Origin of the sequence: Pseudomonas atagonensis (assembly GCF_011369485.1) — a bacterium.
In the GTDB taxonomy this organism is placed as follows: domain Bacteria; phylum Pseudomonadota; class Gammaproteobacteria; order Pseudomonadales; family Pseudomonadaceae; genus Aquipseudomonas; species Aquipseudomonas atagonensis.
Window position 1 is genome coordinate 89,593 of the sequence record NZ_VXCA01000001.1, and the last position, 24,584, is coordinate 114,176.

Consider the following 24,584-nt stretch of genomic DNA (forward strand, 5'->3'; position numbering starts at 1 on the left):
CACCATGGATCTGCTCCTTATCCTGACTTATGCCGCGATCTGCGTCGCAGTGTTCAAGATATTCCGTATCCCGCTGAACAAATGGACGGTGCCCACCGCCGTACTGGGCGGCATCCTGATGATCGGCGCCTTGATTTTCACCATGAACTACAACCATCCCTACTCCGAGGTGGCGCGTACTTACTTCGTTTCCGTGCCGGTCATTCCGGTCGTCAGCGGTCAGGTGATCGAAGTGCCGGTGAAGGGTAACGAACCGCTGGAAAAAGGCGATGTGCTGTTTCGCATCGACCCCACGCCGTTTGAAAACCGGGTGAAATCGCTGAAAGCGCAACTGGTCGCCGCCAAGGGTGATCGCTACCGCATCACCGAATTGATCCGCCGTAACTTCGGCACCCAACGCGAACTGGATGCCGCCATCGCCCGCACCGATGATCTGCAAGCGCAACTGGATAACGCCCAGTTCGAACTGGACAACACCACCGTTCGCGCGCCGAGCAAAGGCTTCGTTACCCATGTTTCGCTACGGCCGGGCATGATGGCGAGCAAGTTGCCGTTGCGCCCCTCGATGGTGTTCATTCCTGAGGAAGGCCAATATTTTGCCGCGTGGATGCGCCAGAACAGCCTGCTGCGCCTGACCGTCGGGGATGAGGCGGAAGTCGCGTTCGACGGCATTCCCGGCAAGGTTTTCGCCGGGCGTGTGAAGAATGTCATCGGTGTGATTGCCGAAGGCCAGGTGCAGCCTTCCGGAACGCTGATCGGTTATACCGGTTCGCCGCCGGCCGGGCGTGTGCCGGTGATCATCGAAATCACCGACCCGGACTTCGCCCAGTACAGCAAGCTGATGCCGGGCGGTGCTTACGGGCAGGCCGCGTTGTACAGTCAGCACTTCCACCACATTGGTACGATGCGCAAAATCCTCCTGCGTATGGCAGCATGGATGAATTACATTTTTCCTTTCCATTGACCTGAACCGCCATCACGAGAGGTCCGCACTGAGTACTTACAGCACCCATCGACTTCCGCCCTTGTTGCGCCGTGTCTTGCGTCCGTTGCTTGATCCTTATCGACGTTACCGACACGCACGGCTGATTCATGCGGTGCGGGTTGCCCTTGGGTTACTGGCAACCATCCTGCTGACCACCGGCATTAATTTGCCGCATGGCGAATGGGCGTCAGTGACCATGCTGGTGGTGATCGGCGGTTTGCAGCATCACGGCAACATCGGCAAGAAAGCCGCCGAGCGCGCCACTGGCACCTTGATCGGCGCCGGCGTCGGGTTGCTGCTGGTGGCGCAGCAGGCATGGCTCGGCATGCCGTGGCTGACCTACTTCGCCATGGCCGTGGTCTGCGGTTTCTTCTCTTATCACGCCATCGGCAAGGGTGGGTACACCGCCCTGCTCTCGGCAATCACCGTGTTCATCGTCGCAGGGCATGGCGACAATCCGATCACCGACGGGTTGTGGCGCGGGGTCGATATTCTGATCGGCATCGCCTTGGCCCTGGCCTTCTCTTTTGCCCTACCGCTGTACGCCGTGTACTCGTGGCGCTACAACCTCGCCGACGCCTTGCGCGACTGCGCCACCGTGTACGGGCGGATCATCAGCGGCCAGCCGGTGAGCGCCGACGAGCACCTGAAACTGATGAGTCGCCTGGGCGCGGTGATGGTGCAATTGCGTTCGCTGATGCCGTCGGTGTCCAAGGAAGTGAAGATTTCCATGACCGAACTCGATGCGATCCAGCGCAATCTGCGCATGTGCATCAGCACCCTGGAAATCCTCGGCAATACCCGCCCCGACACCAACGACCCGCAAGCCATGGCCCAACTGCAATCGGCATTGAAGGCCGAGCACCGGCAAATCCGCGTGCAATTGATCGGCATGGCGCGGGCCTTGAAAACCGGTGCCTCACAGCGCCTGGAGCGGCCGCTGGAATTGCCCGACTCCAGCCTTGATGCGCCGGTATACAGTGCACTCGATGGCTACCGATTGTTAACCCGGCAGTTGGCGGCCAACATCGGCGAAATGCGCCAGCGCCTGGGGAAAACCGCGCCGCGCTGGAACATCTGAGATTACTGAGCGGCCAGACGTCGGGCCTTCAGACACCAGCCCTGTTGCATGCCGGCAGCGGCCAGCAGAATCGCCGCCACGCCAATCCATTGCAGCGGTTGCAATTGATGGCCAAAGGCGAACCAGTCGACGAAGATCGCGGCAATCGGGTAGATGAACGACAGTGCGCCGGTCAATGCCGTCGGCAGTTTCTGGATCGCGCCGTACAGCAGCACGTACATCAGACCAGTGTGGACAATGCCCAGCGTGATCAGGCTGGCCCACGCGCTCGGTGCCTGCGGCAATGCCGAAAAGTGCGCGAACGGCGCGAGCAACAGCGCACCCGTGCAGACCTGAACCAACGCAATCAGGTGCGGTGGCGTGCCGGTCAGGCGCTTGATGATCAACGCCGCAATCGCGTAGAGAAACGCCGCGCCCAGCGCCAGCGCAATGCCCATCAAGTAGTCATCGCCACTTTCACCCTGGCCGCCGTGGGCACCGACAATTGCCAACATACCCATGAAGGAAATCGCCAGCCAGAACAGTTTCTGCAGAGTGATTTTTTCGCCGAGAAACAGCGCCGCCAAACCCACCAGCATGAACGGCTGCACGTTGTACACCGCCGTGCCGATGGCGATTGAGGCCCGGGAATACGAAGCGAACAGCAGTACCCAGTTACCGACAATCGCCACACCGCTGAGCACTGCCAGCAAGAACGTTGAGCGGGTCAAAATGCCCGGCCGCAGAAAACCGAAGACAGCGCAAATCAGCAGCAACGTGCCGGCGCCGAACACACAACGCCAGAACACCACATCGAGCACCGGTTGCCCCGACACCAGCACGAACCAGCCGATTGTCCCGGATATCAGCATGGCGGCAGTCATTTCAAACGAGCCGCGCCGGATTGTTTTGTCCATCATCTGTCTCCTCCGCATTTGGCAAAAGTATGCCAAGTCGACGTGGCACTTCTCCAGCGCAAAAAGCAGGCTAAACTCGATTTCTGCCTTTTTTATCGAGGGTGGTTTCCGTCAATTGCCTAATGCTGGAGTTGCTTCATGACCGACGATATCGACCAGATCCTCATCAGCGCCTTGATGGAAGACTCGCGGCGCTCACTCAAGGCGCTGGCGCAGATCAGCGGCCTGTCATCGCCCAGCGTGGCCGAGCGCTTGCGGCGTCTGGAAGAGCGCGGCGTACTCAAGGGGTACACCGTCGAAATCGATCCGAAATGCTTCGGTTATCAATTGCAGGCCATCGTGCGGGTACGGCCGCTGCCGGGACAGTTGCAGGAGGTGGAGCGGCAGATCATGTCGATTCCCGAATTCACCGAGTGCGACAAAGTCACTGGCGAAGACTGCTTCATCGCTCGCCTTCACGTGCGTTCGATGGAACAGCTCGACACCTTGCTCGACCGTCTTAATACGCTGGCGGAAACCAATACGGCGATCGTCAAGAAGACCCCGGTCAAACGTCGTTTACCACCAATGGCTTGAGCTTGATGACGTTTCGCAGGCAACAAAAAACCCGCCGAAGCGGGTTTTCTGTTGAAACGCAGACTTGAATCAGTCGTCGCGGCTCATGATGCCGAAGATCTGCAACAAGCTGATGAACAGGTTGTAGATCGATACATACAGGCTGATGGTCGCCATGATGTAGTTGCGCTCACCACCGTGAATGATGGCGCTGGTCTGGAACAGGATGCAGACCGACGAGAACAGCACGAAACCTGCGCTGATCGCCAGTTGCAGGCCGCTGATCTGGAAGAAGAAGCTCGCCAGCGTTGCACCCAGCAGCACAAAGAAACCGGCGGTGATGAAACCACCGAGGAAGCTCATGTCCTTGCGGGTGATCAGCACGTAAGCCGACAGACCACCGAACACCAGCGCGGTCATCGCGAACGCCGAGCTGACCACTTCAGCGCCGCCCTGCATACCTAGATAACGGTTGAGGATCGGGCCGAGCAGGAAACCCATGAAACCGGTCAGCGCGAACGCGGACACCAGGCCCCACGCGGAATCACGGAGTTTGTTGGTGAGGAAGAACAGCCCGTAAAAGCCGATCAGCACCACGAAAATGTTCGGGTAGCCGACGCGCATCTGCTGGGCGACGAAAGCCATCACGCCGCTGAATGCAAGGGTCAGAGCCAGTAGACCGTATGTGTTGCGCAGGACGCGGCTAACCTCTAGCTGCTCAGCCTGCACGCCGTTATTAACTGCGTAATCCTGTTCGCGCATGGCGACACTCCTGTTGGTTTGAAACGTTCAGTCGCAAAGATCATAACAGACGCTCTGTAACAAGCCATGCAGAGAGTTTGACAGTGTGTTTCATTCAGGTATTATGGCGCCCGCAACGCAACGGAGGTGTGGCCGAGTGGTTTAAGGCAACGGTCTTGAAAACCGTCGACTGTAACAGGTCCATGAGTTCGAATCCCATCGCCTCCGCCATATTTGGTACCGACAAAGCCCTGATTATTCAGGGCTTTGTTGTTTCTGGCGTTCGCGTTTTGGGGGCTGCCCTTTCTAGATCGTTTCCGCATCTTTTCGATCATTTCCGCAACCATACCCTTGCGATATGACTTTTCGACCTCGACACACGGGGGGATGTGACTGTCTTCAACAGGCAGCTTCCGGCCAGAGTCTGAAGGTCGGTTGTCTCCAATTCAGATTGAGTAAGTCGGTCTTTCGCCCAAATGCTCTACCAACCTTACGAAATAACCATCAACATCCTTCACAAGGATTTCGCTCTGGCGATTTTTATGCTCCCAGCCCGATACCAGGTGTCTTGGCCTCTGCGATAGAGCGCAGAACCTCGCCAGCGGAATAGGCCACTAACCACAATGCTGAAAGGACAAAACGCCCACCTTTACTCGGGAGCCAGATCGCCATACCAGTAAGCAGCTGTTACACCACCATCCATCAGAAAATCGCTACCTGTAATGAACGTGCCCTCAGGACCCATGAGCAGCGCACCTACAGCGCCCACTTCATCTGGTGTTCCACCGCGTCCTGCCGCGCTCACGTCGATCATGCGCCGGTAGCCCTCGCCACGTGGGCCGCTCAACTCGTCCCGCGCCAGTGGTGTAAAGATGATGCCCGGGCTGATTGTATTAACTCGCGCACCGCGTTTTCCCCAACGAACAGCCTCTGCCATGACCCGCAACGAGTTCCCACGTTTGGAGATCTGGTAAGCGTTTAAAGGATCGGTGACTTGATCCGCTTGAAGCATTGGCAGCGCGAGCAGCTCTTCTGCTGGAGTTGTCGCCAACGTCTTGTTTTGTTCTTCGCTCAACGCGGGCAAGCGGTGTCCGGATTGTGACGCGATTACGATTGCGCAACCGCCTTCGGCGATGACATGGCCGAACTCTTCAAGAACGACCGCTGTTCCATACAAATCAACACGCAAAATGGTTGCAACTGGTGCTTGAGAGGGTGAAACACCAGCGGCGTGGATGACACCGGTGATGTCTCCAATTGCCGTTGCGGTCTGCACCAACGCCTGAACCGACTCACGAGAAGAGACGTCTACGATGGCTGTAGTGACCTCGAATCCTGCGTCAAGTAAGACCTTGGCCGCAGCATCGGCGTTCTCCTGCTTCAGATCTGCCAGCACGACGTGCTTACCGGCACTGACTCTGCGGGCAATGGCTTGGCCGATTGAACCGGCGCCAATAACGACAATCACTTTCAAATTTTTTTTCATGAATAGATCCCTGGTCTGGCTTGAATTGACGCATCTGGTTGCACGCTTTTGCTTGCAATCACAGGCCATTATTTCAGCTCGGGGTGGGCAGCTTGCCTGCGCGCATCGCCGCGATGACACCGCCATCAATCAGCAGATCACTACCCGTCACGAAGCCCGCATCAGCCCCAAGAAGATAAGCAGCCGCAATCGCGATTTCGTCAGGGGAGGCTATACGTTTGGTTGGGGAGGCAGCAATCATTGCTCTATAGCCGTCACCAATGGGTGAGTCGAGTTCGTGTTGCGCCAGTGGCGTTGCGATGATTCCAGGGCTCATTGAATTGACCCGTGCTCCACGCTCGCCCCAAGTCACCGCGGCCGCCTGCACGCGAAGGTTGTTGGCACGTTTGGCAATCATGTAGGCCACCATGGAATTAGGCACCGCATCCGCAGAAAGGAACGGAAGCCCGAGCAATTCATCTGTGGGTGTGAAAGCCAGCGCATAATCTTGCTCGGGAGTGAAGGCAGGCATCATATGGGCCGCCATGCTCGAGATTATGAGCCCAGCGCCGCCGGGCGAAATGACACGCTCAAACTCTTCGAAGACGACAGCAGATCCATACAGATCGACTGCCAAAACACGGTCCGCAGGTGCCATATTTGGCGATACACCTGCCGTATTGACCACTTGGACAACACTGCCTAACGCTGCTGCTGCGTTTGCCAGCGCCCTGACTGACACTCTAGACGACACGTCCACGAGACGCGTCTCTACGGTGTAGCTCGCACGTCGTAAAATGTCGGCGGCTGCCTGCAGGGCCTGATCATTAAAATCGGCGAGCAACAACGTTTTGCCAAAACTCTGCCGGCGAGCAATGGCGAGGCCAATTCCACCGGCACCGATCACAACAACAATCTCACTTTTCATAATGATTTCCTTCGGTTATAGCCATATCCGCGAATGCCCGAACGCAGTTCTTTAGAAAGTGATGTAGCGGGCGCTCGCGATCATCCAGACGCCCTTGTGTTGTGTGAGTTCTAAAGTGAACTGCAGTCTCCAGGGGGCCGTCTTGCCATTAATACTGGCGTTGAAAATACCCCGGCCCTGCACGGTGGAGCTTTTGCCAATAACGCCGACTCCAATTGATCGCTGTTCCAGCTCTATGCGGTGGTAGTTGAAGTCTCCCGACCAAACCAAGTCCAGCCATTCGTGCTTGGGTTGAATGTAGCCAGTGATATGTACCAATGAGAATTCCGGATGGAGCAGGCGATCAAGATCAGATGTACGCGCCTCGATCATGGCGTTGTGGTAAGCGTTCAGGACTTCAGTGATCTCTGAGCTTTGGTCTGCGTGCTCCATCGAACTCGACATGTACTGATCCAGTGAGCGTTTATCGAAAGGTGCGAACGCGCCTGGATAACGATGCAGACCTCGCACCCTCAAAGCGCCGAGTCATCCATTCAGGGAGTTGCGGCTGACAATATAGAGCGGCAGCATCCACATGATTAGATGGTAGGATCTGCATGAACTTATACTTTGAGATAATAAATGGATCGATCTGAACTCGGTGATCTGGCTGTTTTTCTGGTCGTAGCGCAGGAGCTGAGCTTCACTCGAGCAGCCGCACGACTCGCTACGTCACAGTCTTCAGTCAGTCAGACTATCCGCCGGCTCGAAGCACGCCTGGGCGTCAGATTGCTCGCTCGCACCACCCGGAGTATGGCCACGACGGAGGCCGGAGACCGGTTACTGGAAACCGTACGACCTGCATTTGGCAACATTGAAGCCAAACTGAGCGAGCTAAGTGAAATGCGCCAGAAACCGGCGGGCAGTGTTCGCATTACTGCGAGCAAGCATGCGGCTGAAGGCATCCTCTGGCCCACGGTTTCACGTCTATTACTCGAGTATCCGGAAATCAATGTAGAGATCTCGACCGATGCGGCACTCACCGACATCGTCACTGATCGCTTCGATGCCGGGGTGCGCCTGGGGGAGCAGGTTGATCGGGACATGATTGCCGTGCGAATCGGGCCTGACTTGCGAATGATTGTGGTCGGATCGCCGTCGTATCTGGCGCGCGCTCCTGCAATCAAGATGCCTCATGATCTCACGCGTCACGCGTGTATCAACGTGCGTCTTCCGTCATCGGGAGCGCTCTACGTCTGGGAGTTTCATCAGGATGGGCGCGACCTGAATGTGCGGGTTGATGGACCGCTTACGTTCAACAACCTGCGCCTGGTGCAACAAGCGGCGGTGGAAGGTTTCGGCCTGGCCTATTTGTTTGAGGATGTAGTCCAGGAACAACTATGTTCTGGTCAGCTTGTTCAAGTACTTGATGAGTGGTGCCCCTTTTTCGCGGGATACCATCTTTATTTTCCCAGCCGACGTCAGCAGTCTCCCGCGTTTACGTTATTGGTTGAGGCATTGCGCAAAAACGTCGATGCATCATTTTCCGGGACCAAATGGCGCCCAGCCTGAACATCTCGAAATAGAGCCAGTCAAGCTCGGTAACTTTCAGCCAAAAGCCGGCAGCTTTGCTGAAAATTTATCTGCGGCCACCTCCATCTGGCTGAGTCCAACCGTCGGTTTGAGAGAAGATCGAGCGCGACGTCGAACTGCTGCGACTGCGCCTTTAAGTCGCATAGCCCATCAAACAGTGCCTGCCATTAATTAATCTCAGACTGTGATCTGCATTCATACCTACTGTGAAGTTTGCCGTCTTTTTCCACCTGTCTCACTGCCAAACCAGCTTTTTTTATGCCGACAGCGCCTTCATCAAACCGTTAGAACCAATGATTTTCATGACCCGCTTCATGGCATTTTTACACACTCTGGGTCGAAACCGTCCTTCTGCTAATTTTCCACTTTATCGACCGGCAACACCGGGTAATGACGCAAACATTTCAGCGCGACACACATTCAAAATCTCATCCGCCAACGCGGAATCATCCGGGCAAGCTCGCGACAACATGATCGCGCCAACCGCTCGAGACAGCAGGTCGATCATTTTCTTTCTTCCCTCACCCGCCTCGGCATCCGTTCCTGTCGGGTATTTCTCTCCTAGCGTCTGCAGGGTGTGTTCGATGCCTTCGGCAAACGTCGCTTTCACATCGTCCGTCTGACGCGCAGCGTCCCCACACAGCGCGGCCATGGTGCAACCGCTGCCGCGTCCGTCGCGATGTTCTCTGTTCACGTAGACGTCGATGAAACCCGGAACATCGAGCGCCTGGGCGCCGGTCAACGATTTGCCGAGACTGCAAGCCGCAGCTTCGGCCATCAGGTCAGCCTTCGAACCGAAGTGCTTGTAGAAGCCTCCGTGGGTGAAACCGGCAGCCGCCATGAGATCCGCCACACCGACGCCGTCAAAGCCGCGCTCTCGGAACAGCTCTGAGGCCGTTTCAACGATGTGCTCTCGATTGGCCTGTGCCTGCGCCTTGGTCACTCTCACGTGCAATACCTCGTGTTTACCGGGAAATCATGTGCCTAATCATACATAGATGCCGATCATAATCAAAACCGTTGACAGTTTAGATTTCGATCATCATCCTAATTGAACGCAACATCGATCTCCATCAACGGGCACGGAAGACGTACCAAATGAGCGAGCAAAATATATTCACCCCTTTCACCCTTGGCGCCCTTACGTTGTCGAATCGTGTCGTTCTCGCGCCACTGACACGCAACCGCGCCGGCGAAGGCTTTGTGCCAAGCGAGTTTGCGGCTACCTATTACAGCCAGCGCGCCAGCGCCGGTTTGCTGATCAGCGAAGCTACACAGATTTCCCGACAGGGCCAGGGTTATCAGGACACCCCCGGGATCTACACACAGGCGCAGATTGATGGCTGGCGCACAGTCACCGATGCCGTCCACGCCAAGGGCGGCAAAATCTTCCTGCAGCTGTGGCATGTCGGCCGCGTCTCACACGTAGACCTGCAAGAAAACGGCGCCGCACCGGTGGCTCCTTCTGCGCTGCGTGCCGCGACCAAAGTGTTCGTCAACAACCGCTTTGAAGACGTCTCCGAACCCCGCGCCCTGGAAACCAGCGAATTGCCGGGAATCGTCTCCGATTTCCGCCAGGCCGCGGCCAACGCGGTCGCTGCCGGGTTCGATGGCGTGGAGATTCATGGTGCAAACGGCTACTTGCTGGATCAATTCCTCAAGGACAGCGCCAATCTGCGCACCGACGCTTACGGCGGCACGATTGAAAATCGTGCGCGTCTGTTGCTCGAAGTGACGGAGGCTGTCGTCAATGAGATCGGCGCGGATCGCACTGGCGTGCGCCTGTCTCCAGTGTCGCCGGCCAACGGCGTATCCAGCAGCGATCCGCAGGCGCAATTCGATTACGTCGTTGAGCAACTCGACGCCCTCGGGGTGGTTTACCTGCACGTGGTCGAAGGCGCGACCGGCGGCCCGCGCGACGTGGCTCTCTTCGATTTCGCCGCCCTGCGCCAGCGTTTCAAAAATACCTATATCGCCAACAACGGCTATGACCTCGACCTGGCGACTACGAGGCTCGCCGAAGACCAGGCCGACCTGATCGCCTTCGGTCGCCCGTTCATTGCCAACCCGGATCTCGTGGAGCGCCTCAAACAGGGTGCGCCGTTGTCCGCGTTCAATCCCGCCACCCTGTATGGCGGCGGGGCGGCGGGCTACATCGACTACCCGACAATGGCTTAAACGAGCGCCAGCGCAAGCTGAGCGCGTTTTGTTTCTCACCTCCTGAAAGAGAGATACCCCATGAACACTCACCCTACTGTTCTGATCACCGGCGCCTCCACCGGCATTGGCGCTGTCTATGCCGAACGCTTCGCGCAACGCGGCCACAATCTTGTACTGGTCGCCCGCGATCAGGCTCGCCTGGACACACTTGCAGCGCGGTTGCGCAGCGAGCACGACATCGACGTCGATGTCATCCCGGCAGACCTGACCCAACTCAGCGATCTCACCACCGTTGAAAGCCGCCTGCGCGACGACGCCCGCATCGGCATTCTCGTCAATAACGCCGGCGCCGCGCTATCTGGCCACTTCGTCGACCAAAGCACCGACAGCGTTGCGCAACTGGTTGCCCTCAACACCACGGCATTGGTGCGGCTCGCCAGCGCCATCGCCCCACGCCTGGCCAAGGCCGGCGACGGCGCAATCATCAACATCGGTTCGGTGGTGGGTCTGGCGCCGGAGTTCGGCATGACGGTCTACGGTGCGACCAAGGCCTTCGTGCTGTTCCTGTCCCAGGGCCTGAGCCTGGAGCTTTCGCCTCAGGGCGTCTACGTGCAGGCCGTGTTGCCCGCCGCCACTCGCACGGAAATCTGGGATCGCTCCGGCGTCGACATCAACACCCTGAGCGAAATCATGGAAGTGGGTGATCTGGTGGATGCCGCACTGGTCGGTTTCGATCGTCGCGAGCCTGTGACCATCCCGCCGCTGCAAGAAGCTGAGCGTTGGGATGACCTGCAGGGCGCACGCCAGGGCCTGCTGGGACAAATCCGCCAGTCTGCGGTTGCCCAGCGCTATCAGACGCCACAGTGATTTTTTGCTAGCGAGCATGCGCAGGATTTGATGCAGGGGCATGGCACTGCGTCGAATCCAGCCCGTTGTCCGGAGTAACAATGAATTCAATGCAGACAAATTCCCGTTCGGGTTCGCCGACGTCATTCATCGACGCGGCGAACCAGTCGATCACGGTCAACGGCATTCCCTTCGCCTACCGCGACACTGGGCCCGCAACCGGCATGCCCCTGGTACTGTTCAACCATTGGGGCGCAGTACTGGACAACTTCGACCCGGCGATCATCGATGGTCTGGCGCAAACCAGACGCGTCATCACCACCGACTATCGCGGCATCGGCAACTCGGGTGGAACCGCGCCACTGACGGTGGGTGAAATGGCCGACGATGCCATCCAACTGATCCAGGCGCTGGAGCTGACAACCGTTGATGTGCTCGGTTTCTCCCTCGGCGGCTTCGTCGCTCAGGAGATCGCCCTGAAGGCACCTGATCGGGTGCGCCGTTTGATTCTGACCGGCACCGGACCGGCGGGCGGCACTGGTATCGACAAGGTCGGCATGGTGTCGTGGCCATTGATCCTCAAAGGCTTGCTGACCCTGCGCGATCCCAAGTTCTACCTTTTCTTCACTTCGACGGCGAATGGACGACGGTCCGCCTCGCAGTATTTACAACGCCTCAAGGCACGCAAGAAAAATCGCGACAAGGGCCCGACGCCCCGCGCTTTCCTGCGGCAATTGAAAGCCATTACCGCGTGGGGCAAACAACCGCGGCAAGACCTCGGGCGCTTGCGGACGCCGACGCTGATCGTCAACGGCGACAACGACATCATGGTGCCCAGCGTTAACTCGTTTGAGCTGGCCGAGCGTATCCCCAACGCACAATTGGTGATTTATGAGGATGCCGGGCACGGCGGGATTTTCCAGCATCACGCCGACTTTGTGGCCAAGGCGCAGGCGTTTCTCGATGCTTGACCACGTCACTCAGCAACACCCCAACCCCACCGACTACCCTCCATATAACCAGCAAGAGCCGCACCACGATGAAAGCATTTCTGATTGATCGCTATGGCAAAAACCCCGGGCGCATTGGCGAAGCACCCGCGCCCGCAGTCGGTGCCCACGACGTCTTGATCGAGGGCCATGCGAGCAGTGTCAACGTGCTGGATTCGAAGATCAGCAAAGGCGACTTCAAGCTGATCCTGCCCTACGCCTTTCCGTTGATCCTGGGCAATGACTTGGCAGGGGTTGTGGTTGAAGTCGGCCCGCAGGTGACACGCTTCAAACCGGGAGACGAGGTATACGCTCGCCCGCCCGAAGCGCGGATCGGGACGTTCGCCCAATTGATCGCCGTGAACGAAAACGCGGTCGCCCTGAAACCCGCCAATACCGACATGGCACAAGCCGCATCCCTGCCCTTGGTTGCACTGACCGCCTGGCAAGTACTGGTTGAAACCGCTCGGCTGCAAAAGGGCCAAAAAGTGCTGATTCACGCGGGTTCCGGCGGCGTCGGCACCATCGCTATTCAGCTTGCCAAACACCTCGGTGCGTTTGTCGCCACAACCACCAGCACCGCCAATGTCGGATGGGTCAAGGCGCTGGGCGCCGATCTGGTGATCGACTACACACAGCAGAACTTCGAAAATGTGCTGCATGACTACGACGTGGTGCTTAACAGCCTCAGTGCCGACGTGCTGGAGAAGTCGCTCAAGGTCCTCAAGCCCGGTGGTCAGCTCATTTCCATCTCGGGGCCACCCACTGCACAGTTCGCGCAGGAGCAAGGTTTGTCCTGGCCATTGCAGCAAGTCATGCGCCTGCTGAGCCTTGGCATTCGTCGCAAAGCGCGCAAACAGGATGTCAGCTACGCGTTCGTGTTCATGCGGGCCAATGGCGCTCAACTGCAACACATCACCGCGCTCGTGGAGGACGGGATCATCAAACCTGTGGTTGATCGTTCCTTCCCCTTTGAATCAACGGCCGAGGCATTGAAGTACGTTGAACAGGGACGCGCCAAGGGCAAGGTCGTTGTTTTGCTCAAATGACCACGCCGCCTGCTCATGAATCGACCGAAGAAACTGCACAGTTTTTACTACTTGAGTGCTCATCAGCCGAAGTAATTTCGCCAGAGGAACAGCAAGCGCTTCAACCGGATGTTGCGCGGGTTGAACCGCCCGTTATCGTTTGGCGCAGTTTGATGCTTGAGCCCTAGGGCGAAACGGGTTGCATGTGTTCTCGTCAGGCTGCCGCGCTCGACTCGACAAGATGAACTTGCGTGGCATTGCGCCCGGCCAGCCAGGCCAGCACAGACGCGACGAGCAAAACAGCGGCGCTAAGCTCGAAGGTGGCTTTGTAACCGCTCAGATCAAACGCCAGGCCGCCAATGACTGCGCCGCCGGCAATCGCCAGTTGGACGATGGCCACCAGCAAGCCGCCACCCGCTTCCGCATCATCCGGAAGCGTCTGCGCCAGCCATGTCCACCAGCCGACCGGCGCGGCCGTGGCAACCAGTCCCCAGAGTCCGAGCAACACGGCGGTCAGTACCGGAGATTTGCCGAAGCTGACCAACGCCAGTGCGATCACCGCCATGATCAGTGGAATGGCGGTCAGCGTGCGGTAGAGGCCGCGACCCATAAATCGTTCGATCAGAAAGGTGCCGATAAAACCTGCCACTCCAAGCCCCAGCAGCATGAAGGTCAAGGTTGAGACACTGACGCCAGTCACGCCTTCAAGAAAGGGCCGTAGATAGGTGAACAGCATGAACTGCCCCATGAAAAAGACACTCACGGCGACCATGCCCAAAGCCACTGGCAATTGCTTCATCAGACGCAGAACGTTGCCGCTACCTGCCTGGCGTTCGGCCTTTAAGGACGGCAGGCTGATCAGCAGCCACACGGCGGCAAGCACCGCGACCGGAACCACACAGAAGAATGCACCTCGCCAGCCAATCAACGAGCCAAGGAAGCTGCCCGCCGGAGCGGCAATGACCGTGGCCAAAGCGTTGCCGCCGTTGACGATGGCCAGCGCACGGGAAACCTGATCAGGTCGCACCAGGCGCATGGCGGTCGCCGCCGACAGTGACCAGAAACCACCAATCGCTATCCCGATCAAGGCACGCCCAAATATGAATGACGGGTAGCCCGGGGCGAACGCGACGACCGTTCCGGAGACGATCATCAGCAAGGTCAGGCCCAGCAGAAGCTTCTTGCGTTCGACGCGAGCAGCGACCGAGGCGATCAACAAACTGGTGATCAAGGCAAACGCACCTGACACGGAAATCCCCTGCCCGGCCTGGCCTTCGGTGATGTGCAGGTCTGCCGCAATCGGCGTCAGCAGGCTGACAGGCATGAACTCTGAAGCGACCAGAGCGAATGCGGCCAGCGACATGGCCAGCACGGCGCTCCAGCCGCCTGTTCTTTTAGAAGGATCTGTAGAAGGTAACGTCATGAAAACTACCTGTGGTGCGAAATAACGAGGGGGATGATGCGCAGGGGCAAGCAGTTTGTTGCCCATCCGAGCAGTGCCCCTGTAACAGATAGACACATTCTCCCGGTCAATCCGGTGCTTCCCTAGCGCATTCCTCTTGAATGCTTGCCTGATCCTCTGGCAATGCAGGGTGATGGATAGGAAACGTCTCGCGCGCGGATTAGAGTTCGGTCAACAGGAGTGACCCCATATGATCCGGCCCCCTCTGCCCCAGGAATCGCCTTTGGCATTGCACATCGACCCGCGCATGAGCGTACCGGGTGACTTCTCCACGTCGATACCCGGCCTGACGCTGTTTCGTCGCGACCAGCCGGCGCCGCCCACCGTGTGCATGATCGAGCCCAGCCTGATTCTCGTGGGTCGCGGCGAAAAGCGCTTGTGGGTCGGTGGTGAGGGCTACAGCTATGACCCTTCGCGATTTCTGGTCACGTCGCTGGATCTGCCCGCCAACTCCGAAGTGATGCTCGCCAGTCCCGAACAGCCCTGTGTCGGCCTCGTACTGAAGCTGGATGTCAGCATGCTTGCCGAGGTCATTACCAAGAGCGGCTTGCCCGCGAAACGCCAGCCAGCAACGGGTACGGGCGCCGCGATTGGCAGCCTGTCGTCTGCTCTGGAGGACGCGCTCGATCGCCTGCTGGCATTGCTCGATGAACCCGAGGCGATCCCGGTTCTGGCGCCGCTGATTCTGCGGGAAATCCACTATCGGCTGCTCCACACCGATCAAGGCCCACGGCTGCGGCAGATCACGGCTGTCGATGGCCAGGGTTATCGCATCGCCAAGGCCATTGACTGGCTCAAGGTCAACTACACCGACGCCCTGCGCATCGACGATCTGGCCGCGCGTGTGCAGATGAGCGCGCCGACCTTTCACCATCATTTCCGCCAGCTCACCGGCATGAGTCCGCTGCAGTACCAGAAATGGCTGCGGCTCAACGAAGCACGGCGACTGATGCTGGTAGAGCGCCTCGATGTGTCGCGGGCGGCGTTTGCGGTCGGCTATGAAAGCCCTTCGCAATTCAGCCGCGAATATGGCCGGCTGTTCGGCACCGCGCCGAGTCGTGACATCGCCCTCCTGCGCGGGCAGCCATTCGAGGCAGAAGCGCTCGGCAGCGTAGCGAATTAAATAAACAACCAGCTTCACCGGTGATGCGCCTCGCCGCCTGTCACCGCTCATAACAATGCACGTCAACCGATGATCAGCGGGTGAATCATGGAACTACGAATCAACCAGAAGACCTATCAGGTCGATGCCGACGCCGATACGCCCTTGTTGTGGGTGATCCGCGATGATCTGGGCATGACCGGCACCAAGTACGGCTGCGGGCTAGCGCAATGCGGCGCCTGCTCGGTGCTGGTGGACGGCAACGTCGTGCGCTCGTGCGTCACGCCGGTGGCGGGTGTGGTTGGCCGCGAGGTCACCACCATTGAAGCCATCGAAAGCGATGACGTGGGCAAACGAGTCGTCTCGACCTGGGTCGATCTGCAGGTCGCCCAGTGCGGCTACTGCCAGTCCGGGCAGGTGATGGCCGCCACCGCATTGCTCAAGCAAAACCCCAAACCGAGTGATGCGCAGATCGAGGCCGCGATGGTCAATCTGTGCCGCTGCGGGACTTACAACGCCATCCATGCCGCCGTGCATGAGCTTGCCGGTAAGGGAGAAGCGTGATGAACGTTCGAATCGACCCTTCACTGCAAGCCTCAGCACTGGATCTGCACGAACCGATCAATGTTTCGCGCAGACGTTTCCTGACCGGGACCGCCGTCGGCGCGCTGGTCCTCGGCTTCGGTCTGCCGCTGGGTACGACGCGCGTACAAGCTGCTGCTTCTGCGACTGCCGAGCGTGGCACCCAAGTCCCCGCGTTCCTGGAGATCCGCCCGGACAACCGCGTGCGTCTGCTCTGCCCGTTCATGGAAGGCGGACAAGGCACGTTCACCGCCATGTCGCAGATTGTCGGTGAAGAACTGGATGCCGACCCGGCGACCTTTCTGGTCGAAGCCGCCCCGCCCGGTGAAGCCTATGTGGTAATGGAAAACGGTATGCGCATCACCGGCGGCAGCATGTCGGTACGCATGAGTTACCCGGTCATGCGCCGCCTCGGTGCCCTTGCCCGCGCCATGCTGTTGCAGGCGGGCGCGCAGCAACTTGGCGTGCCGGTGAGCGAGTTGAGCACCGAGCCAGGCAAGGTCGTGCATGCCAAGTCCGGGCGCTCGTTGGCCTACGGTGAACTGGCCGAACGGGCGATGGATCTGCCGGTTCCCGATCCGGCCTCTGTGCGACTGCGTGATCCAAGCCAGTTCCGCTGGATCGGCAAACCGGTAAAACGCCTCGATGCCTACGACAAATCCACAGGCAAGGCGCTGTACAGCATTGATCTGAAGGTTGACGACATGCTGCATGCCGCCGTGCAACATGCCCCACGTTTGGGGATGACGGTCGGCAACCTGCGCAACGAAGATCAGGTCAAGGCCATGAAAGGCGTGCATTCCGTGCATCGCCTGCCGGGTGCTGTGGCGGTGGTCGCCGAGCGCTGGTGGCACGCCAAACGTGCCGTCGAGGCGATCCAGGTTGACTGGCAAGAACCAACGGCTGACAGCAAAGTGCGGCCGATGCCCGCCGACTTTTCCAGCGATGCCTGGTTCAAGCGCCTCGCCGAAGACAAAGGCCCGGCCAAAGATGATGAAAACGAAGGCGACGTGGCTGCGATGCTCAAGGGAAGCAAAACCCTGATCGATGCCACTTACCACAACCAGTATTTGAACCACGGCCAACTGGAGCCTCCGTCGGCATTGGCCCGATTCAATCCGGACGGTTCGCTGGAAGTCTGGCTGCCGAATCAGGCGCCGGACATGTTCCGTGCCGACATCGCCAAACGCACGGGCCTCGATCTTTCGCGCATCACCTTGCACTCACCGCTGCTGGGAGGGTTCTTCGGCCGGCATTTTCTCTACGACTCGGCCAGTCCCTACCCTCAGGCGATCACGCTGGCAAAAGCGGTTGGCCGTCCGGTCAAACTGATCTGGAGTCGCGAAGAAGAGTTCCTGCGTGATGTGCTCCGTCCGGTTGCCGCAGTGAATTTCCGTGGCGCTCTGGACGCCGACGGCTGGCCGCTGGCAATCGAAGCGATCAGTGCCACCGAAGGCCCGACCGAAGCCCTCGCCGGCAAGCAAGGTGAAAAGCTCGACCCGACTGCGCTTGAAGGCTTGTCGGGCAAGTCCTATGCGATCCCCAACAAACGCATCGCGCAGATCTACGTCAAAGGCCCGGCCATGCTCGGTTACTGGCGCTCGGTGGGTAATTCGCTCAACGACTTCTTCTATGAATCGTTCCTCGATGAACTGGCCGACAAGGGCGGCAAAGACCCATTCGAGCTGCGCCTGCATTTGCTGCGTGACAACAAACGCCTGACCACGCTGCTGCAAGCGGTGGGTGAACTGTCCGGAGGCTGGAAGCGCGGGCCGTTTACCGCCGAGGATGGCAGCAAACGTGCACGCGGCGTGGCCATGGCTTCGCCGTTCGGTACGGAGACGGCGGTGATCGCCGAGGTCTCCATCGAGAACGGCCAGGTCAAGGTGCATGACATCTGGCAAGCGATTGATCCGGGCAGCATCGTCAACCCGGCGATTGTCGAGGCTCAGGTGAACGGCGCCGTGGCGTTGGGACTGTCGCAGACATTGGTGGAAGAAGCCGTGTGGGTGGATGGCAAACCCCGGGCGCGCAACTACGACTTGTATCCGATCCTGCCGCCTGCGCGGATGGCACGGGTTCATGTGCGTGTGGTCGAGAGCGGGGAAAAAATGGGTGGCATCGGTGAACCGCCGTTGCCTGCCGTCGCGCCTGCTGTCGCCAATGCGGTGGCAACGCTGACCGGGCAGCGAGTACGCAGCCTGCCCCTGAGCCGACACACCTTCACTTGATCAGCGCCGGAGCGTTCATGAATAACAGCCGATTCGCAAGAACCGCTGGCTGGCTGGCCGTGCCGTGTCTGGTCGCGGCAGGCCTGCTGGCCTGGTATGTCACCCGCGAGCCCGTCTCGCGCCTGGAAAACCATCAGATCGCCGTGGCCGACATCGACCCGGCATTGGTCGCTCGGGGCGAATACGTCGCCAGGTTGAGTGATTGCGTGGCCTGTCACAGCGTGCCGGGCGGAGCACCGTTCGCCGGTGGCCTGGAAATGGCCACGCCGCTGGGCGCGATCCATGCGACCAATATCACCCCGGACACGGAAACCGGCATCGGCCACTACAGCCTGGCGGACTTCGACCGGGCGGTGCGTCACGGTGTGGCGCCCGACAGTCGCCGTTTATACCCGGCGATGCCCTACCCGTCCTACGCCAAGCTCAGTGATGACGACGTACGAGCGCTGTATGCGTTCTTCATGAAAGGCGTGGCGCCAGTCAAACAGGCGAACATCCCCAGTGCGATTCCGTTCCCGCTGAACCTGCGCTGGCCGATTGCACTGTGGAACGGTGTGTTTGTCGACGCCGAGCCCTACGCAGCCAAACCGTCGCAGGATGAACGGTGGAACCGTGGCGCTTACCTTGTTCAGGGCGCCGGGCATTGCGGCAGTTGCCACACGCCGCGCAGCCTGGCTTTCAACGAGAAGGCACTGGATGAGTCCGGCAAGCCATATCTCGCCGGCGCCCTGCTTGATGGCTGGTACGCACCGAGCCTGCGCGATGACCACAACACCGGGTTGGGCCGTTGGAGTGAGCAAGAAATCGTGCAGTTCCTCAAGACCGGGCGCAACCAACATGCGGTGGTCTACGGCTCGATGACCGAGGCGTTCAACAACTCCACGCAGTTTATGAACGATGACGATCTGACCTCGATTGCGCATTACCTGAAGTCGCTTCCCGGGGATCGCGAACGTGATGGTACGCCTTGGCAGTATCAAGCAGTTTCGGCAGCGGAACGTCTGGACTCGCCCGGTGCGCATACCTATGTGACGCGCTGTGCGTCGTGCCACGGCCTGGACGGCAAGGGTCAAGCGCAATGGATGCCGCCGCTGGCCGGCGCGACTTCGGCACTGGCCAAGGAAAGCGCCTCGGCGATCAACATTACCCTGAACGGTTCGCAACGCGTGGTGGCGGCCGGCGTGCCGGATTCCTATCGCATGCCGGCCTTCCGTGAGCAGCTGTCGGATCAGCAGATCGCCGAAGTACTGACCTTCATGCGTAGCACCTGGGGTAATCAGGGCGGTGCTGTTGATGCACAGACGGTGGGCAAACTGCGTGAACACACCGATCCGGCCAGCAGCAGCCCGATCATTCTGCAGATGCGCTAGAGGAGAACCTGATGGAAAGCATCGACTTGCTGGTCCTGCGCACGGCGCGGGACTGGCTCGCCGCCGGCGAGCGTGTGTTGCTCGCCACGGTGGCGCGTACCTGGGGTTCTTCGCCCCGCCCGACGGGGTCGATGATGGCCTTGCGTGACGACGGTCGCGTGGTGGGCAGCGTGTCCGGCGGCTGCATCGAGGACGACCTGATCCATCGTTACACCACGGCCCATGGCGGCAGCGTTTTTTGCGACAGCGCGCCGCAAGTGGTGCGCTATGGCGTCAGCGCCGATGAAGCGCATCGCTTCGGCTTGCCCTGCGGTGGCACGCTTGAACTGATCCTTGAGTTCAACCCGGCGTGGCAGTCACTCGATGACCTGCTGACGCAACTGGACGCCGGGCTACTGGTTCGCCGTCACCTGACGCTGGAGCGCGGTCATGTCATGCTTGAACCGACCGCGACGCCGGAACAGTTCAGCTTCGATGGCGCACAGATGATCAACACCTTGGGGCCGGGCTATCGGATGCTGATGATCGGCGCCGGTGCGCTGGCCGAGTATCTGGCCACTATGGCGTTGTTCAACGGTTTCAAGGTGGCGGTGTGCGATCCGCGTCCTGAGTACATCGAGACCTGGACGGTGGATGGCGTGGAGCAGATTGTCGGCATGCCGGACGACGTGGTCCGCGACTTCGCGGTCGACCTGCGCACCTGCATTGTCGCCTTGAGTCATGACCCCAAACTCGACGATCTGGCCTTGCTCGAAGCACTCCACAGCCCGGCGTTTTACATCGGCGCCATCGGCTCGCGGCGCAACAGCCAACTGCGCCGCGAACGGCTGCTTGAGCATTTTGGTGAGACCCATGAATCACTTCAGCGTCTGCGAGGGCCGATTGGCATTTACATCGGCAGTAAGACACCTGCGGAAATCGCCGTGAGCGTGATGGCCGAGATTCTTGCGGCCAAGAATGGTGCGAGCTTGCCGCGCAGGTTCAGCGTCGCCCAAGCTAAACATTCCATTGAGTCTGTGGCCTCATCCTCGTAGCGCGATGTCTGGCTGCCGATGCTCGGTGCACGGCTGGCGAATGTCAGTAAATATCGATGCCGGCGGTCGTCACCGAAAGCCGCGCGGCGAGTTCGGTCGGCGGCAGAGGATCATCGGTGATCAGGTGCTCAAGCGCCGCGACATCAGTTTGATTAATGCCCAGCGCCACGCCCAGATTGCTGGCCGCTTTGCGTGTGAGGATGGCGATCTGTTGCAGTTGTTGGCCAACAGGATCGGTAGCGATCTGCAGGTTGCGCAGGTCTTCAACCGACACTTGTTCGGAGGCTGGCGTTTGTTCAGGCATGGGAATTCAAAGGCTCATTTCGGCAAGGAAGGCACGTCAGCATTTAGCTAACTTGCTTAGCTAGTTTTATTGGGCGCCGTCGCATTACCAAGTTCGGAGTTCTCGCGAAGAAGCTTGCTCGTTAACACTTTTGATAAGCGAGACCCACCGCGACATACTTGGACAAATCCCGGTGAAAGGCTGGTTTGCCTGATCCGCCACACGTTACCAAAGGAGGCTCGAATGCCGAAGAAACAGCCGGCCAGTCAGGAGCCTGCGAGCGCCGCAGATATCGAGCGTGCCATTCAGGCGTTGAACAAAATGGCCGAACGCCTGTGGGGGGATGATCGAGAAGCCGAGGCCAAAGCGCTTCTCGATGCCTTGGATGCCTTGAACCGGGCACTGGACAGGATCCGGATTGGCGAGAGTCGCAGGGTCGTCACCCTGCATTAGGATGGGCTACGGCTTGAGGATCAACAATGGCTCGCCCTTCTTGACGATGTAAGTCGCCAGCTCCGAGCCTTTGTCCTCGCCGATATTTTTCGCGACATGCGCCACGCCCGCCGGGATGAACAGCGAATCCCCGGCCTTGAGCGTTACGGGCGCCCTGCCCTGCAATTGATATTCGAAGGTGCCGCTGATCACGTAGGCGACTTCCACGCCCGGATGTGCGTGCCGGGGCGAAGTCACGCCCGGTTCGAAATCGACCCGCGCTTGAATCACTTCACGGTCACCGGCGCCGAGATCCTGACGAACCAGATCCGTGCGGCTCAGGCCTTGTTGCCAGCTCTTGGGCTGAGTGTCGGCGGCGTGTGCGATGCCGATCATGCAAGCGAATACAGTGGCGGATGCCAGAAATAGTGGACGGCGCATGGTGTTGCCCTCTCTAACGTAGTGGTGGGGAGGCCTCTACGTTGAGTGCGGCATGTATGAGGAATGTGTCGGTTTCGAGGAGTTGGGTATATCCGTGTGTCAGTGGCCGGGATGGATACACGTCAATACAAATGCGCGCCCTCACCACAGTTTTTATGGGTGCGTCAGAGCGCCAGCAGCCACGAGCGTAACGCGACGATTTTCTTTGAGTCTGCGGTTTCGTGTGGCGTTACCAGATAGAACCCCAGGTCATCCTTGAGCCGCAGATCGAACGGCGCCACCAATCGCCCCGCGCGCAAATCATCGTCGACATAGGTCGAACGCCCGATGCACACGCCCTGCCCGTCGATCGCCGCCTGCACAGCCATCATCGCCAGGTCGAAGGTCAACCGTGGCCCTTGGGCCAATTGTGCAGACTCGCCCGCCGCGCTGAGCCAGGTGTTCCAGTCACTGGCGGTCATGCCGCTGACTTGCAGCATCGTCTGGTTGAGCAGATCCGCGGGCGTGCTTATGGTCCCGGATACCGCGAGCAGCGCCGGGCTGCACACCGGAAAGATCTCGTCGGACATCAAAAAGTCGGCACGCAAACCCTTCCAGTCGCCGCGTCCATATCGGATCGCTGCGTCGATCCCGCCCTTGCGAAAATCCACCAGATCGGTGGAAGCGCTGACCCGCACATCGATATCGGGAAATGCCCGCTGAAACGCTGGCAGGCGCGGCAATAACCACTTGGACGCCACTGACACCAACGTGCTGATGGTCAGGACGCTGTGGCTGCGCGACTCGAGCAGTTGCTCCGTCGAACGACGCAGTTCAAGGAACGCCGCTCGAATGCCGGGCAAATACGCCTGGCCATCCTCGCTCAGCGCCAATCCGTCCTTGAGCCGCAGAAACAGGGATACGCCCAACTCCTCTTCGAGCCGGCGAATCTGGTGACTGATCGCGGTTTGCGTGACGTTCAGCTCTTCAGCCGCCTGGGTGAAGCTCATGTGCCGTGCGGCGGCTTCAAAAGCTCTCAAGCCGTTGAGTGAGGGAAGTCTGCTGGCCATAGGGCAATCGTTGCTCATGAGATTTTGTCATACGCTATCACCGGAAATGACCTTTGCGAAGTCCGGTCGCGGCGGCGGATTCTCAAGCTTTCTCACTTTAAGGAAGCACCAATGAAACTGTATTTCGCGCCGATGACTTGTTCCCTGTCCCCGCACATTGTGTTGCGGGAACTGGGCCTGCCGTTCGAACTGGTTCGCGTGAATAACCAGAGCAAACGCACCGCCGACGGCCGTGATTTTCGCGAGATCAATCCCAAGGGTTACGTCGCAGCGCTGGTACTGGAGAACGGTGAAGTGCTCACGGAAGGCCCGGCGATTCTGCAGTTCCTCGCCGATCAGGTGCCCGGCAACTCGCTCGCGCCGGCCAATGGCACCTGGCAACGCACACGTTTGCAGGAGCATCTGAATTTCATCAGCTCGGAAATCCATGGCGCCAGCGCACCGCTGTTCAATACGCAAATTCCGCCAACGATCAAAGCGATTTTCAGGGAAAAACTGTTCAATCGCCTGGACTACCTGAACCACACGCTCGCGGATCAGGACTATTTGATGGGAACGTTCGGTGTGGCCGATGCCTACCTGTTTACCGTGCTGACGTGGCTGCCGACGTTCAACATCGAGCTGAACGACTGGCCAGCACTGGCCGCCTATCAGCACCGCGTCGCCACCCGCACCAGCGTACTTTCTGCCCTCGCGGCAGAAGCGGCGACGCAACCGGTGTGAGTAATCGTCAGGTCATCTTTGTCGGGCGATCATTTACCCGTGCGCTCGGCGTCAAATGGAACCGTTTGGCCAAACGGGCCATGTCCCGGTCGAATCTGTAAACTGGCGCGATCTTTACTCGCTCAATCGAAGGATCACCATGGCCAATCAAGACATCATCTTCACGCCCGACCTGGATGCGGACTCCATTTCTTCCGACGTCACCACATTTGGCGGGATCATGGTTTCCACGCAAATCCCGACCCGCGCCGATGGCAGCCTGGAACTGGGCGACATCACCCTGCAGAGCGAATGCACGCTGCAAGCCCTCAAAGTCGCACTGGAGCGCGCCGGCAGTTCGATGGATCGCGTCATGCACCTGACCATCTACCTGACCGACATGGCCGATCGCGCCGCATTCAACGAAGTCTACAAACGCTACTTCGCCAAGCCGTGGCCTGTGCGTGCAGCGGTCGGCGTTGCTTCTCTGGCCGTTGAAGGCATGCGCGTCGAAGTGACCGCGATGGCCGCCAAAGCCTGATTCGACGGGGTAAATCCCTGTGGAAGGGCGCTTGCTCCCGAAGACGGTGGTCAGACAACAACAATGTTGAATGTACCGCCCCCTTCGCGAGCAAGCCCGCTACCACAGG

26 protein-coding genes and 1 tRNA gene are annotated in these 24,584 nt (G+C 59.2%); 17 read left to right on the top strand and 10 right to left on the bottom strand.

What is annotated here, in order from left to right; all coding sequences use genetic code 11:
- Positions 1-4: 4 nt before the first annotated feature.
- Complete coding sequence (locus F2P67_RS00355) at positions 5-964, top strand: HlyD family secretion protein (protein WP_166215864.1); 960 nt, start codon at positions 5-7, stop codon at positions 962-964.
- 61 nt (positions 965-1,025) lie between these two features.
- The gene (locus tag F2P67_RS00360; RefSeq protein WP_178120895.1) at positions 1,026-2,066 is read left to right on the top strand and encodes an FUSC family protein; all 1,041 of its coding nucleotides are present in this window, start codon (positions 1,026-1,028) and stop codon (positions 2,064-2,066) included.
- Between the two features lie 2 nt (positions 2,067-2,068).
- Here F2P67_RS00360 and F2P67_RS00365 read toward each other — a convergent pair whose 3' ends face one another.
- On the bottom strand, positions 2,069-2,962 hold the full coding sequence (locus F2P67_RS00365) for a DMT family transporter (protein ID WP_166215867.1): 894 nt from the start codon (positions 2,960-2,962) through the stop codon (positions 2,069-2,071).
- 138 nt (positions 2,963-3,100) lie between these two features.
- Between F2P67_RS00365 and F2P67_RS00370 the strand changes: the two genes are divergently transcribed.
- Positions 3,101-3,538, top strand: a complete 438-nt coding sequence (locus F2P67_RS00370) for an Lrp/AsnC family transcriptional regulator (RefSeq protein WP_038368669.1) — start codon at positions 3,101-3,103, stop codon at positions 3,536-3,538.
- 69 nt (positions 3,539-3,607) lie between these two features.
- On the opposite strand, the gene F2P67_RS00375 is transcribed toward F2P67_RS00370, so the two are convergent.
- Positions 3,608-4,279 (bottom strand): Bax inhibitor-1/YccA family protein, encoded by a 672-nt coding sequence (locus F2P67_RS00375; RefSeq protein ID WP_053120677.1) that lies wholly within the window; start codon positions 4,277-4,279, stop codon positions 3,608-3,610.
- 122 nt (positions 4,280-4,401) lie between these two features.
- Between F2P67_RS00375 and F2P67_RS00380 the strand changes: the two genes are divergently transcribed.
- A tRNA-Ser gene (locus F2P67_RS00380) sits at positions 4,402-4,489 on the top strand.
- A 418-nt stretch (positions 4,490-4,907) separates the two neighbouring features.
- Here the strand turns inward: F2P67_RS00380 and F2P67_RS00385 are convergent.
- The 3 genes from F2P67_RS00385 to F2P67_RS00395 all read right to left on the bottom strand — a co-directional run bounded on the left by F2P67_RS00385 (position 4,908) and on the right by F2P67_RS00395 (position 7,095).
- On the bottom strand, positions 4,908-5,744 hold the full coding sequence (locus tag F2P67_RS00385) for an SDR family oxidoreductase (protein ID WP_166215870.1): 837 nt from the start codon (positions 5,742-5,744) through the stop codon (positions 4,908-4,910).
- Positions 5,745-5,817: 73 nt separating this feature from the next.
- The gene (locus F2P67_RS00390; RefSeq protein ID WP_166215872.1) at positions 5,818-6,651 is read right to left on the bottom strand and encodes an SDR family oxidoreductase; all 834 of its coding nucleotides are present in this window, start codon (positions 6,649-6,651) and stop codon (positions 5,818-5,820) included.
- 51 nt (positions 6,652-6,702) lie between these two features.
- Positions 6,703-7,095 (bottom strand): nuclear transport factor 2 family protein, encoded by a 393-nt coding sequence (locus F2P67_RS00395; RefSeq protein WP_166215875.1) that lies wholly within the window; start codon positions 7,093-7,095, stop codon positions 6,703-6,705.
- Positions 7,096-7,272: 177 nt separating this feature from the next.
- On the opposite strand from F2P67_RS00395, the gene F2P67_RS00400 reads away from it, so the two are divergent.
- A complete protein-coding gene (locus F2P67_RS00400; RefSeq protein WP_166215878.1) occupies positions 7,273-8,202 on the top strand; it encodes a LysR family transcriptional regulator in 930 nt (309 codons plus the stop codon).
- Positions 8,203-8,590: 388 nt separating this feature from the next.
- Here the strand turns inward: F2P67_RS00400 and F2P67_RS00405 are convergent, their stop codons facing one another.
- The gene (locus F2P67_RS00405; protein ID WP_178120896.1) at positions 8,591-9,172 is read right to left on the bottom strand and encodes a TetR family transcriptional regulator; all 582 of its coding nucleotides are present in this window, start codon (positions 9,170-9,172) and stop codon (positions 8,591-8,593) included.
- A 149-nt stretch (positions 9,173-9,321) separates the two neighbouring features.
- Between F2P67_RS00405 and F2P67_RS00410 the strand changes: the two genes are divergently transcribed.
- The 4 genes from F2P67_RS00410 (at position 9,322) to F2P67_RS00425 (ending at position 13,267) form a co-directional block, all read left to right on the top strand.
- On the top strand, positions 9,322-10,401 hold the full coding sequence (locus F2P67_RS00410) for an alkene reductase (protein ID WP_166215884.1): 1,080 nt from the start codon (positions 9,322-9,324) through the stop codon (positions 10,399-10,401).
- A gap of 60 nt (positions 10,402-10,461) precedes the next feature.
- Positions 10,462-11,250: an SDR family NAD(P)-dependent oxidoreductase gene (locus tag F2P67_RS00415; protein WP_166215887.1), complete on the top strand. Its 789-nt coding sequence runs from the start codon at positions 10,462-10,464 to the stop codon at positions 11,248-11,250.
- An 80-nt stretch (positions 11,251-11,330) separates the two neighbouring features.
- Positions 11,331-12,200, top strand: a complete 870-nt coding sequence (locus tag F2P67_RS00420; RefSeq protein ID WP_166215890.1) for an alpha/beta fold hydrolase — start codon at positions 11,331-11,333, stop codon at positions 12,198-12,200.
- 68 nt (positions 12,201-12,268) lie between these two features.
- Positions 12,269-13,267, top strand: a complete 999-nt coding sequence (locus tag F2P67_RS00425) for an NADP-dependent oxidoreductase (protein ID WP_166215893.1) — start codon at positions 12,269-12,271, stop codon at positions 13,265-13,267.
- A gap of 193 nt (positions 13,268-13,460) precedes the next feature.
- On the opposite strand, the gene F2P67_RS00430 is transcribed toward F2P67_RS00425, so the two are convergent.
- Positions 13,461-14,669 carry an MFS transporter gene (locus F2P67_RS00430; RefSeq protein WP_166215896.1) on the bottom strand — a complete coding sequence of 403 codons (1,209 nt, stop codon included), beginning with the start codon at positions 14,667-14,669 and terminating at the stop codon, positions 13,461-13,463.
- A gap of 229 nt (positions 14,670-14,898) precedes the next feature.
- On the opposite strand from F2P67_RS00430, the gene F2P67_RS00435 reads away from it, so the two are divergent.
- From F2P67_RS00435 to F2P67_RS00455, 5 genes are all read left to right on the top strand, one after another.
- The gene (locus tag F2P67_RS00435; protein ID WP_166215899.1) at positions 14,899-15,831 is read left to right on the top strand and encodes an AraC family transcriptional regulator; all 933 of its coding nucleotides are present in this window, start codon (positions 14,899-14,901) and stop codon (positions 15,829-15,831) included.
- A gap of 87 nt (positions 15,832-15,918) precedes the next feature.
- On the top strand, positions 15,919-16,374 hold the full coding sequence (locus F2P67_RS00440) for a (2Fe-2S)-binding protein (protein ID WP_007955170.1): 456 nt from the start codon (positions 15,919-15,921) through the stop codon (positions 16,372-16,374).
- Complete coding sequence (locus F2P67_RS00445; protein WP_166215902.1) at positions 16,374-18,623, top strand: xanthine dehydrogenase family protein molybdopterin-binding subunit; 2,250 nt, start codon at positions 16,374-16,376, stop codon at positions 18,621-18,623. The genes F2P67_RS00440 and F2P67_RS00445 overlap by 1 nt, the downstream gene beginning before the upstream one ends.
- Before the next feature lie 17 nt (positions 18,624-18,640).
- Positions 18,641-19,993, top strand: coding sequence for a c-type cytochrome (locus F2P67_RS00450; RefSeq protein ID WP_166215904.1), 1,353 nt, complete (start codon positions 18,641-18,643; stop codon positions 19,991-19,993).
- A gap of 11 nt (positions 19,994-20,004) precedes the next feature.
- Positions 20,005-21,027: an XdhC family protein gene (locus tag F2P67_RS00455; protein ID WP_166215907.1), complete on the top strand. Its 1,023-nt coding sequence runs from the start codon at positions 20,005-20,007 to the stop codon at positions 21,025-21,027.
- Positions 21,028-21,070: 43 nt separating this feature from the next.
- On the opposite strand, the gene F2P67_RS00460 is transcribed toward F2P67_RS00455, so the two are convergent.
- Positions 21,071-21,331 carry a hypothetical protein gene (locus F2P67_RS00460; protein WP_246226445.1) on the bottom strand — a complete coding sequence of 87 codons (261 nt, stop codon included), beginning with the start codon at positions 21,329-21,331 and terminating at the stop codon, positions 21,071-21,073.
- A 222-nt stretch (positions 21,332-21,553) separates the two neighbouring features.
- Here F2P67_RS00460 and F2P67_RS00465 point away from each other — a divergent pair, with 222 nt between their 5' ends.
- Positions 21,554-21,763: a hypothetical protein gene (locus F2P67_RS00465; protein WP_166215909.1), complete on the top strand. Its 210-nt coding sequence runs from the start codon at positions 21,554-21,556 to the stop codon at positions 21,761-21,763.
- Positions 21,764-21,769: 6 nt separating this feature from the next.
- Here F2P67_RS00465 and F2P67_RS00470 read toward each other — a convergent pair whose 3' ends face one another.
- On the bottom strand, positions 21,770-22,183 hold the full coding sequence (locus tag F2P67_RS00470) for a cupin domain-containing protein (protein WP_166215912.1): 414 nt from the start codon (positions 22,181-22,183) through the stop codon (positions 21,770-21,772).
- A gap of 164 nt (positions 22,184-22,347) precedes the next feature.
- The gene (locus F2P67_RS00475; RefSeq protein ID WP_178120897.1) at positions 22,348-23,232 is read right to left on the bottom strand and encodes a transcriptional regulator GcvA; all 885 of its coding nucleotides are present in this window, start codon (positions 23,230-23,232) and stop codon (positions 22,348-22,350) included.
- Positions 23,233-23,343: 111 nt separating this feature from the next.
- On the opposite strand from F2P67_RS00475, the gene gstA reads away from it, so the two are divergent.
- Positions 23,344-23,955 (top strand): glutathione transferase GstA, encoded by a 612-nt coding sequence (gstA, locus tag F2P67_RS00480; protein WP_166215918.1) that lies wholly within the window; start codon positions 23,344-23,346, stop codon positions 23,953-23,955.
- A gap of 139 nt (positions 23,956-24,094) precedes the next feature.
- Positions 24,095-24,475 (top strand): RidA family protein, encoded by a 381-nt coding sequence (locus tag F2P67_RS00485; protein ID WP_166215921.1) that lies wholly within the window; start codon positions 24,095-24,097, stop codon positions 24,473-24,475.
- Positions 24,476-24,584: the final 109 nt, after the last annotated feature.

What these genes read in the sequence shown, in the direction of transcription:
- F2P67_RS00355 (WP_166215864.1), top strand. Translation starts at nt 5, where the DNA reads ATGGATCTGCTCCTTATCCTGACTTATGCCGCGATCTGCGTCGCAGTG.
- F2P67_RS00365 (WP_166215867.1), bottom strand. Translation starts at nt 2,962, where the DNA reads ATGGACAAAACAATCCGGCGCGGCTCGTTTGAAATGACTGCCGCCATG.
- F2P67_RS00370 (WP_038368669.1), top strand. Translation starts at nt 3,101, where the DNA reads ATGACCGACGATATCGACCAGATCCTCATCAGCGCCTTGATGGAAGAC.
- F2P67_RS00375 (WP_053120677.1), bottom strand. Translation starts at nt 4,279, where the DNA reads ATGCGCGAACAGGATTACGCAGTTAATAACGGCGTGCAGGCTGAGCAG.
- F2P67_RS00385 (WP_166215870.1), bottom strand. Translation starts at nt 5,744, where the DNA reads ATGAAAAAAAATTTGAAAGTGATTGTCGTTATTGGCGCCGGTTCAATC.
- F2P67_RS00390 (WP_166215872.1), bottom strand. Translation starts at nt 6,651, where the DNA reads ATGAAAAGTGAGATTGTTGTTGTGATCGGTGCCGGTGGAATTGGCCTC.
- F2P67_RS00395 (WP_166215875.1), bottom strand. Translation starts at nt 7,095, where the DNA reads ATGTCGAGTTCGATGGAGCACGCAGACCAAAGCTCAGAGATCACTGAA.
- F2P67_RS00400 (WP_166215878.1), top strand. Translation starts at nt 7,273, where the DNA reads ATGGATCGATCTGAACTCGGTGATCTGGCTGTTTTTCTGGTCGTAGCG.
- F2P67_RS00410 (WP_166215884.1), top strand. Translation starts at nt 9,322, where the DNA reads ATGAGCGAGCAAAATATATTCACCCCTTTCACCCTTGGCGCCCTTACG.
- F2P67_RS00415 (WP_166215887.1), top strand. Translation starts at nt 10,462, where the DNA reads ATGAACACTCACCCTACTGTTCTGATCACCGGCGCCTCCACCGGCATT.
- F2P67_RS00420 (WP_166215890.1), top strand. Translation starts at nt 11,331, where the DNA reads ATGAATTCAATGCAGACAAATTCCCGTTCGGGTTCGCCGACGTCATTC.
- F2P67_RS00425 (WP_166215893.1), top strand. Translation starts at nt 12,269, where the DNA reads ATGAAAGCATTTCTGATTGATCGCTATGGCAAAAACCCCGGGCGCATT.
- F2P67_RS00430 (WP_166215896.1), bottom strand. Translation starts at nt 14,669, where the DNA reads ATGACGTTACCTTCTACAGATCCTTCTAAAAGAACAGGCGGCTGGAGC.
- F2P67_RS00435 (WP_166215899.1), top strand. Translation starts at nt 14,899, where the DNA reads ATGATCCGGCCCCCTCTGCCCCAGGAATCGCCTTTGGCATTGCACATC.
- F2P67_RS00440 (WP_007955170.1), top strand. Translation starts at nt 15,919, where the DNA reads ATGGAACTACGAATCAACCAGAAGACCTATCAGGTCGATGCCGACGCC.
- F2P67_RS00445 (WP_166215902.1), top strand. Translation starts at nt 16,374, where the DNA reads ATGAACGTTCGAATCGACCCTTCACTGCAAGCCTCAGCACTGGATCTG.
- F2P67_RS00450 (WP_166215904.1), top strand. Translation starts at nt 18,641, where the DNA reads ATGAATAACAGCCGATTCGCAAGAACCGCTGGCTGGCTGGCCGTGCCG.
- F2P67_RS00455 (WP_166215907.1), top strand. Translation starts at nt 20,005, where the DNA reads ATGGAAAGCATCGACTTGCTGGTCCTGCGCACGGCGCGGGACTGGCTC.
- F2P67_RS00460 (WP_246226445.1), bottom strand. Translation starts at nt 21,331, where the DNA reads ATGCCTGAACAAACGCCAGCCTCCGAACAAGTGTCGGTTGAAGACCTG.
- F2P67_RS00465 (WP_166215909.1), top strand. Translation starts at nt 21,554, where the DNA reads ATGCCGAAGAAACAGCCGGCCAGTCAGGAGCCTGCGAGCGCCGCAGAT.
- F2P67_RS00470 (WP_166215912.1), bottom strand. Translation starts at nt 22,183, where the DNA reads ATGCGCCGTCCACTATTTCTGGCATCCGCCACTGTATTCGCTTGCATG.
- F2P67_RS00475 (WP_178120897.1), bottom strand. Translation starts at nt 23,232, where the DNA reads ATGGCCAGCAGACTTCCCTCACTCAACGGCTTGAGAGCTTTTGAAGCC.
- gstA (WP_166215918.1), top strand. Translation starts at nt 23,344, where the DNA reads ATGAAACTGTATTTCGCGCCGATGACTTGTTCCCTGTCCCCGCACATT.
- F2P67_RS00485 (WP_166215921.1), top strand. Translation starts at nt 24,095, where the DNA reads ATGGCCAATCAAGACATCATCTTCACGCCCGACCTGGATGCGGACTCC.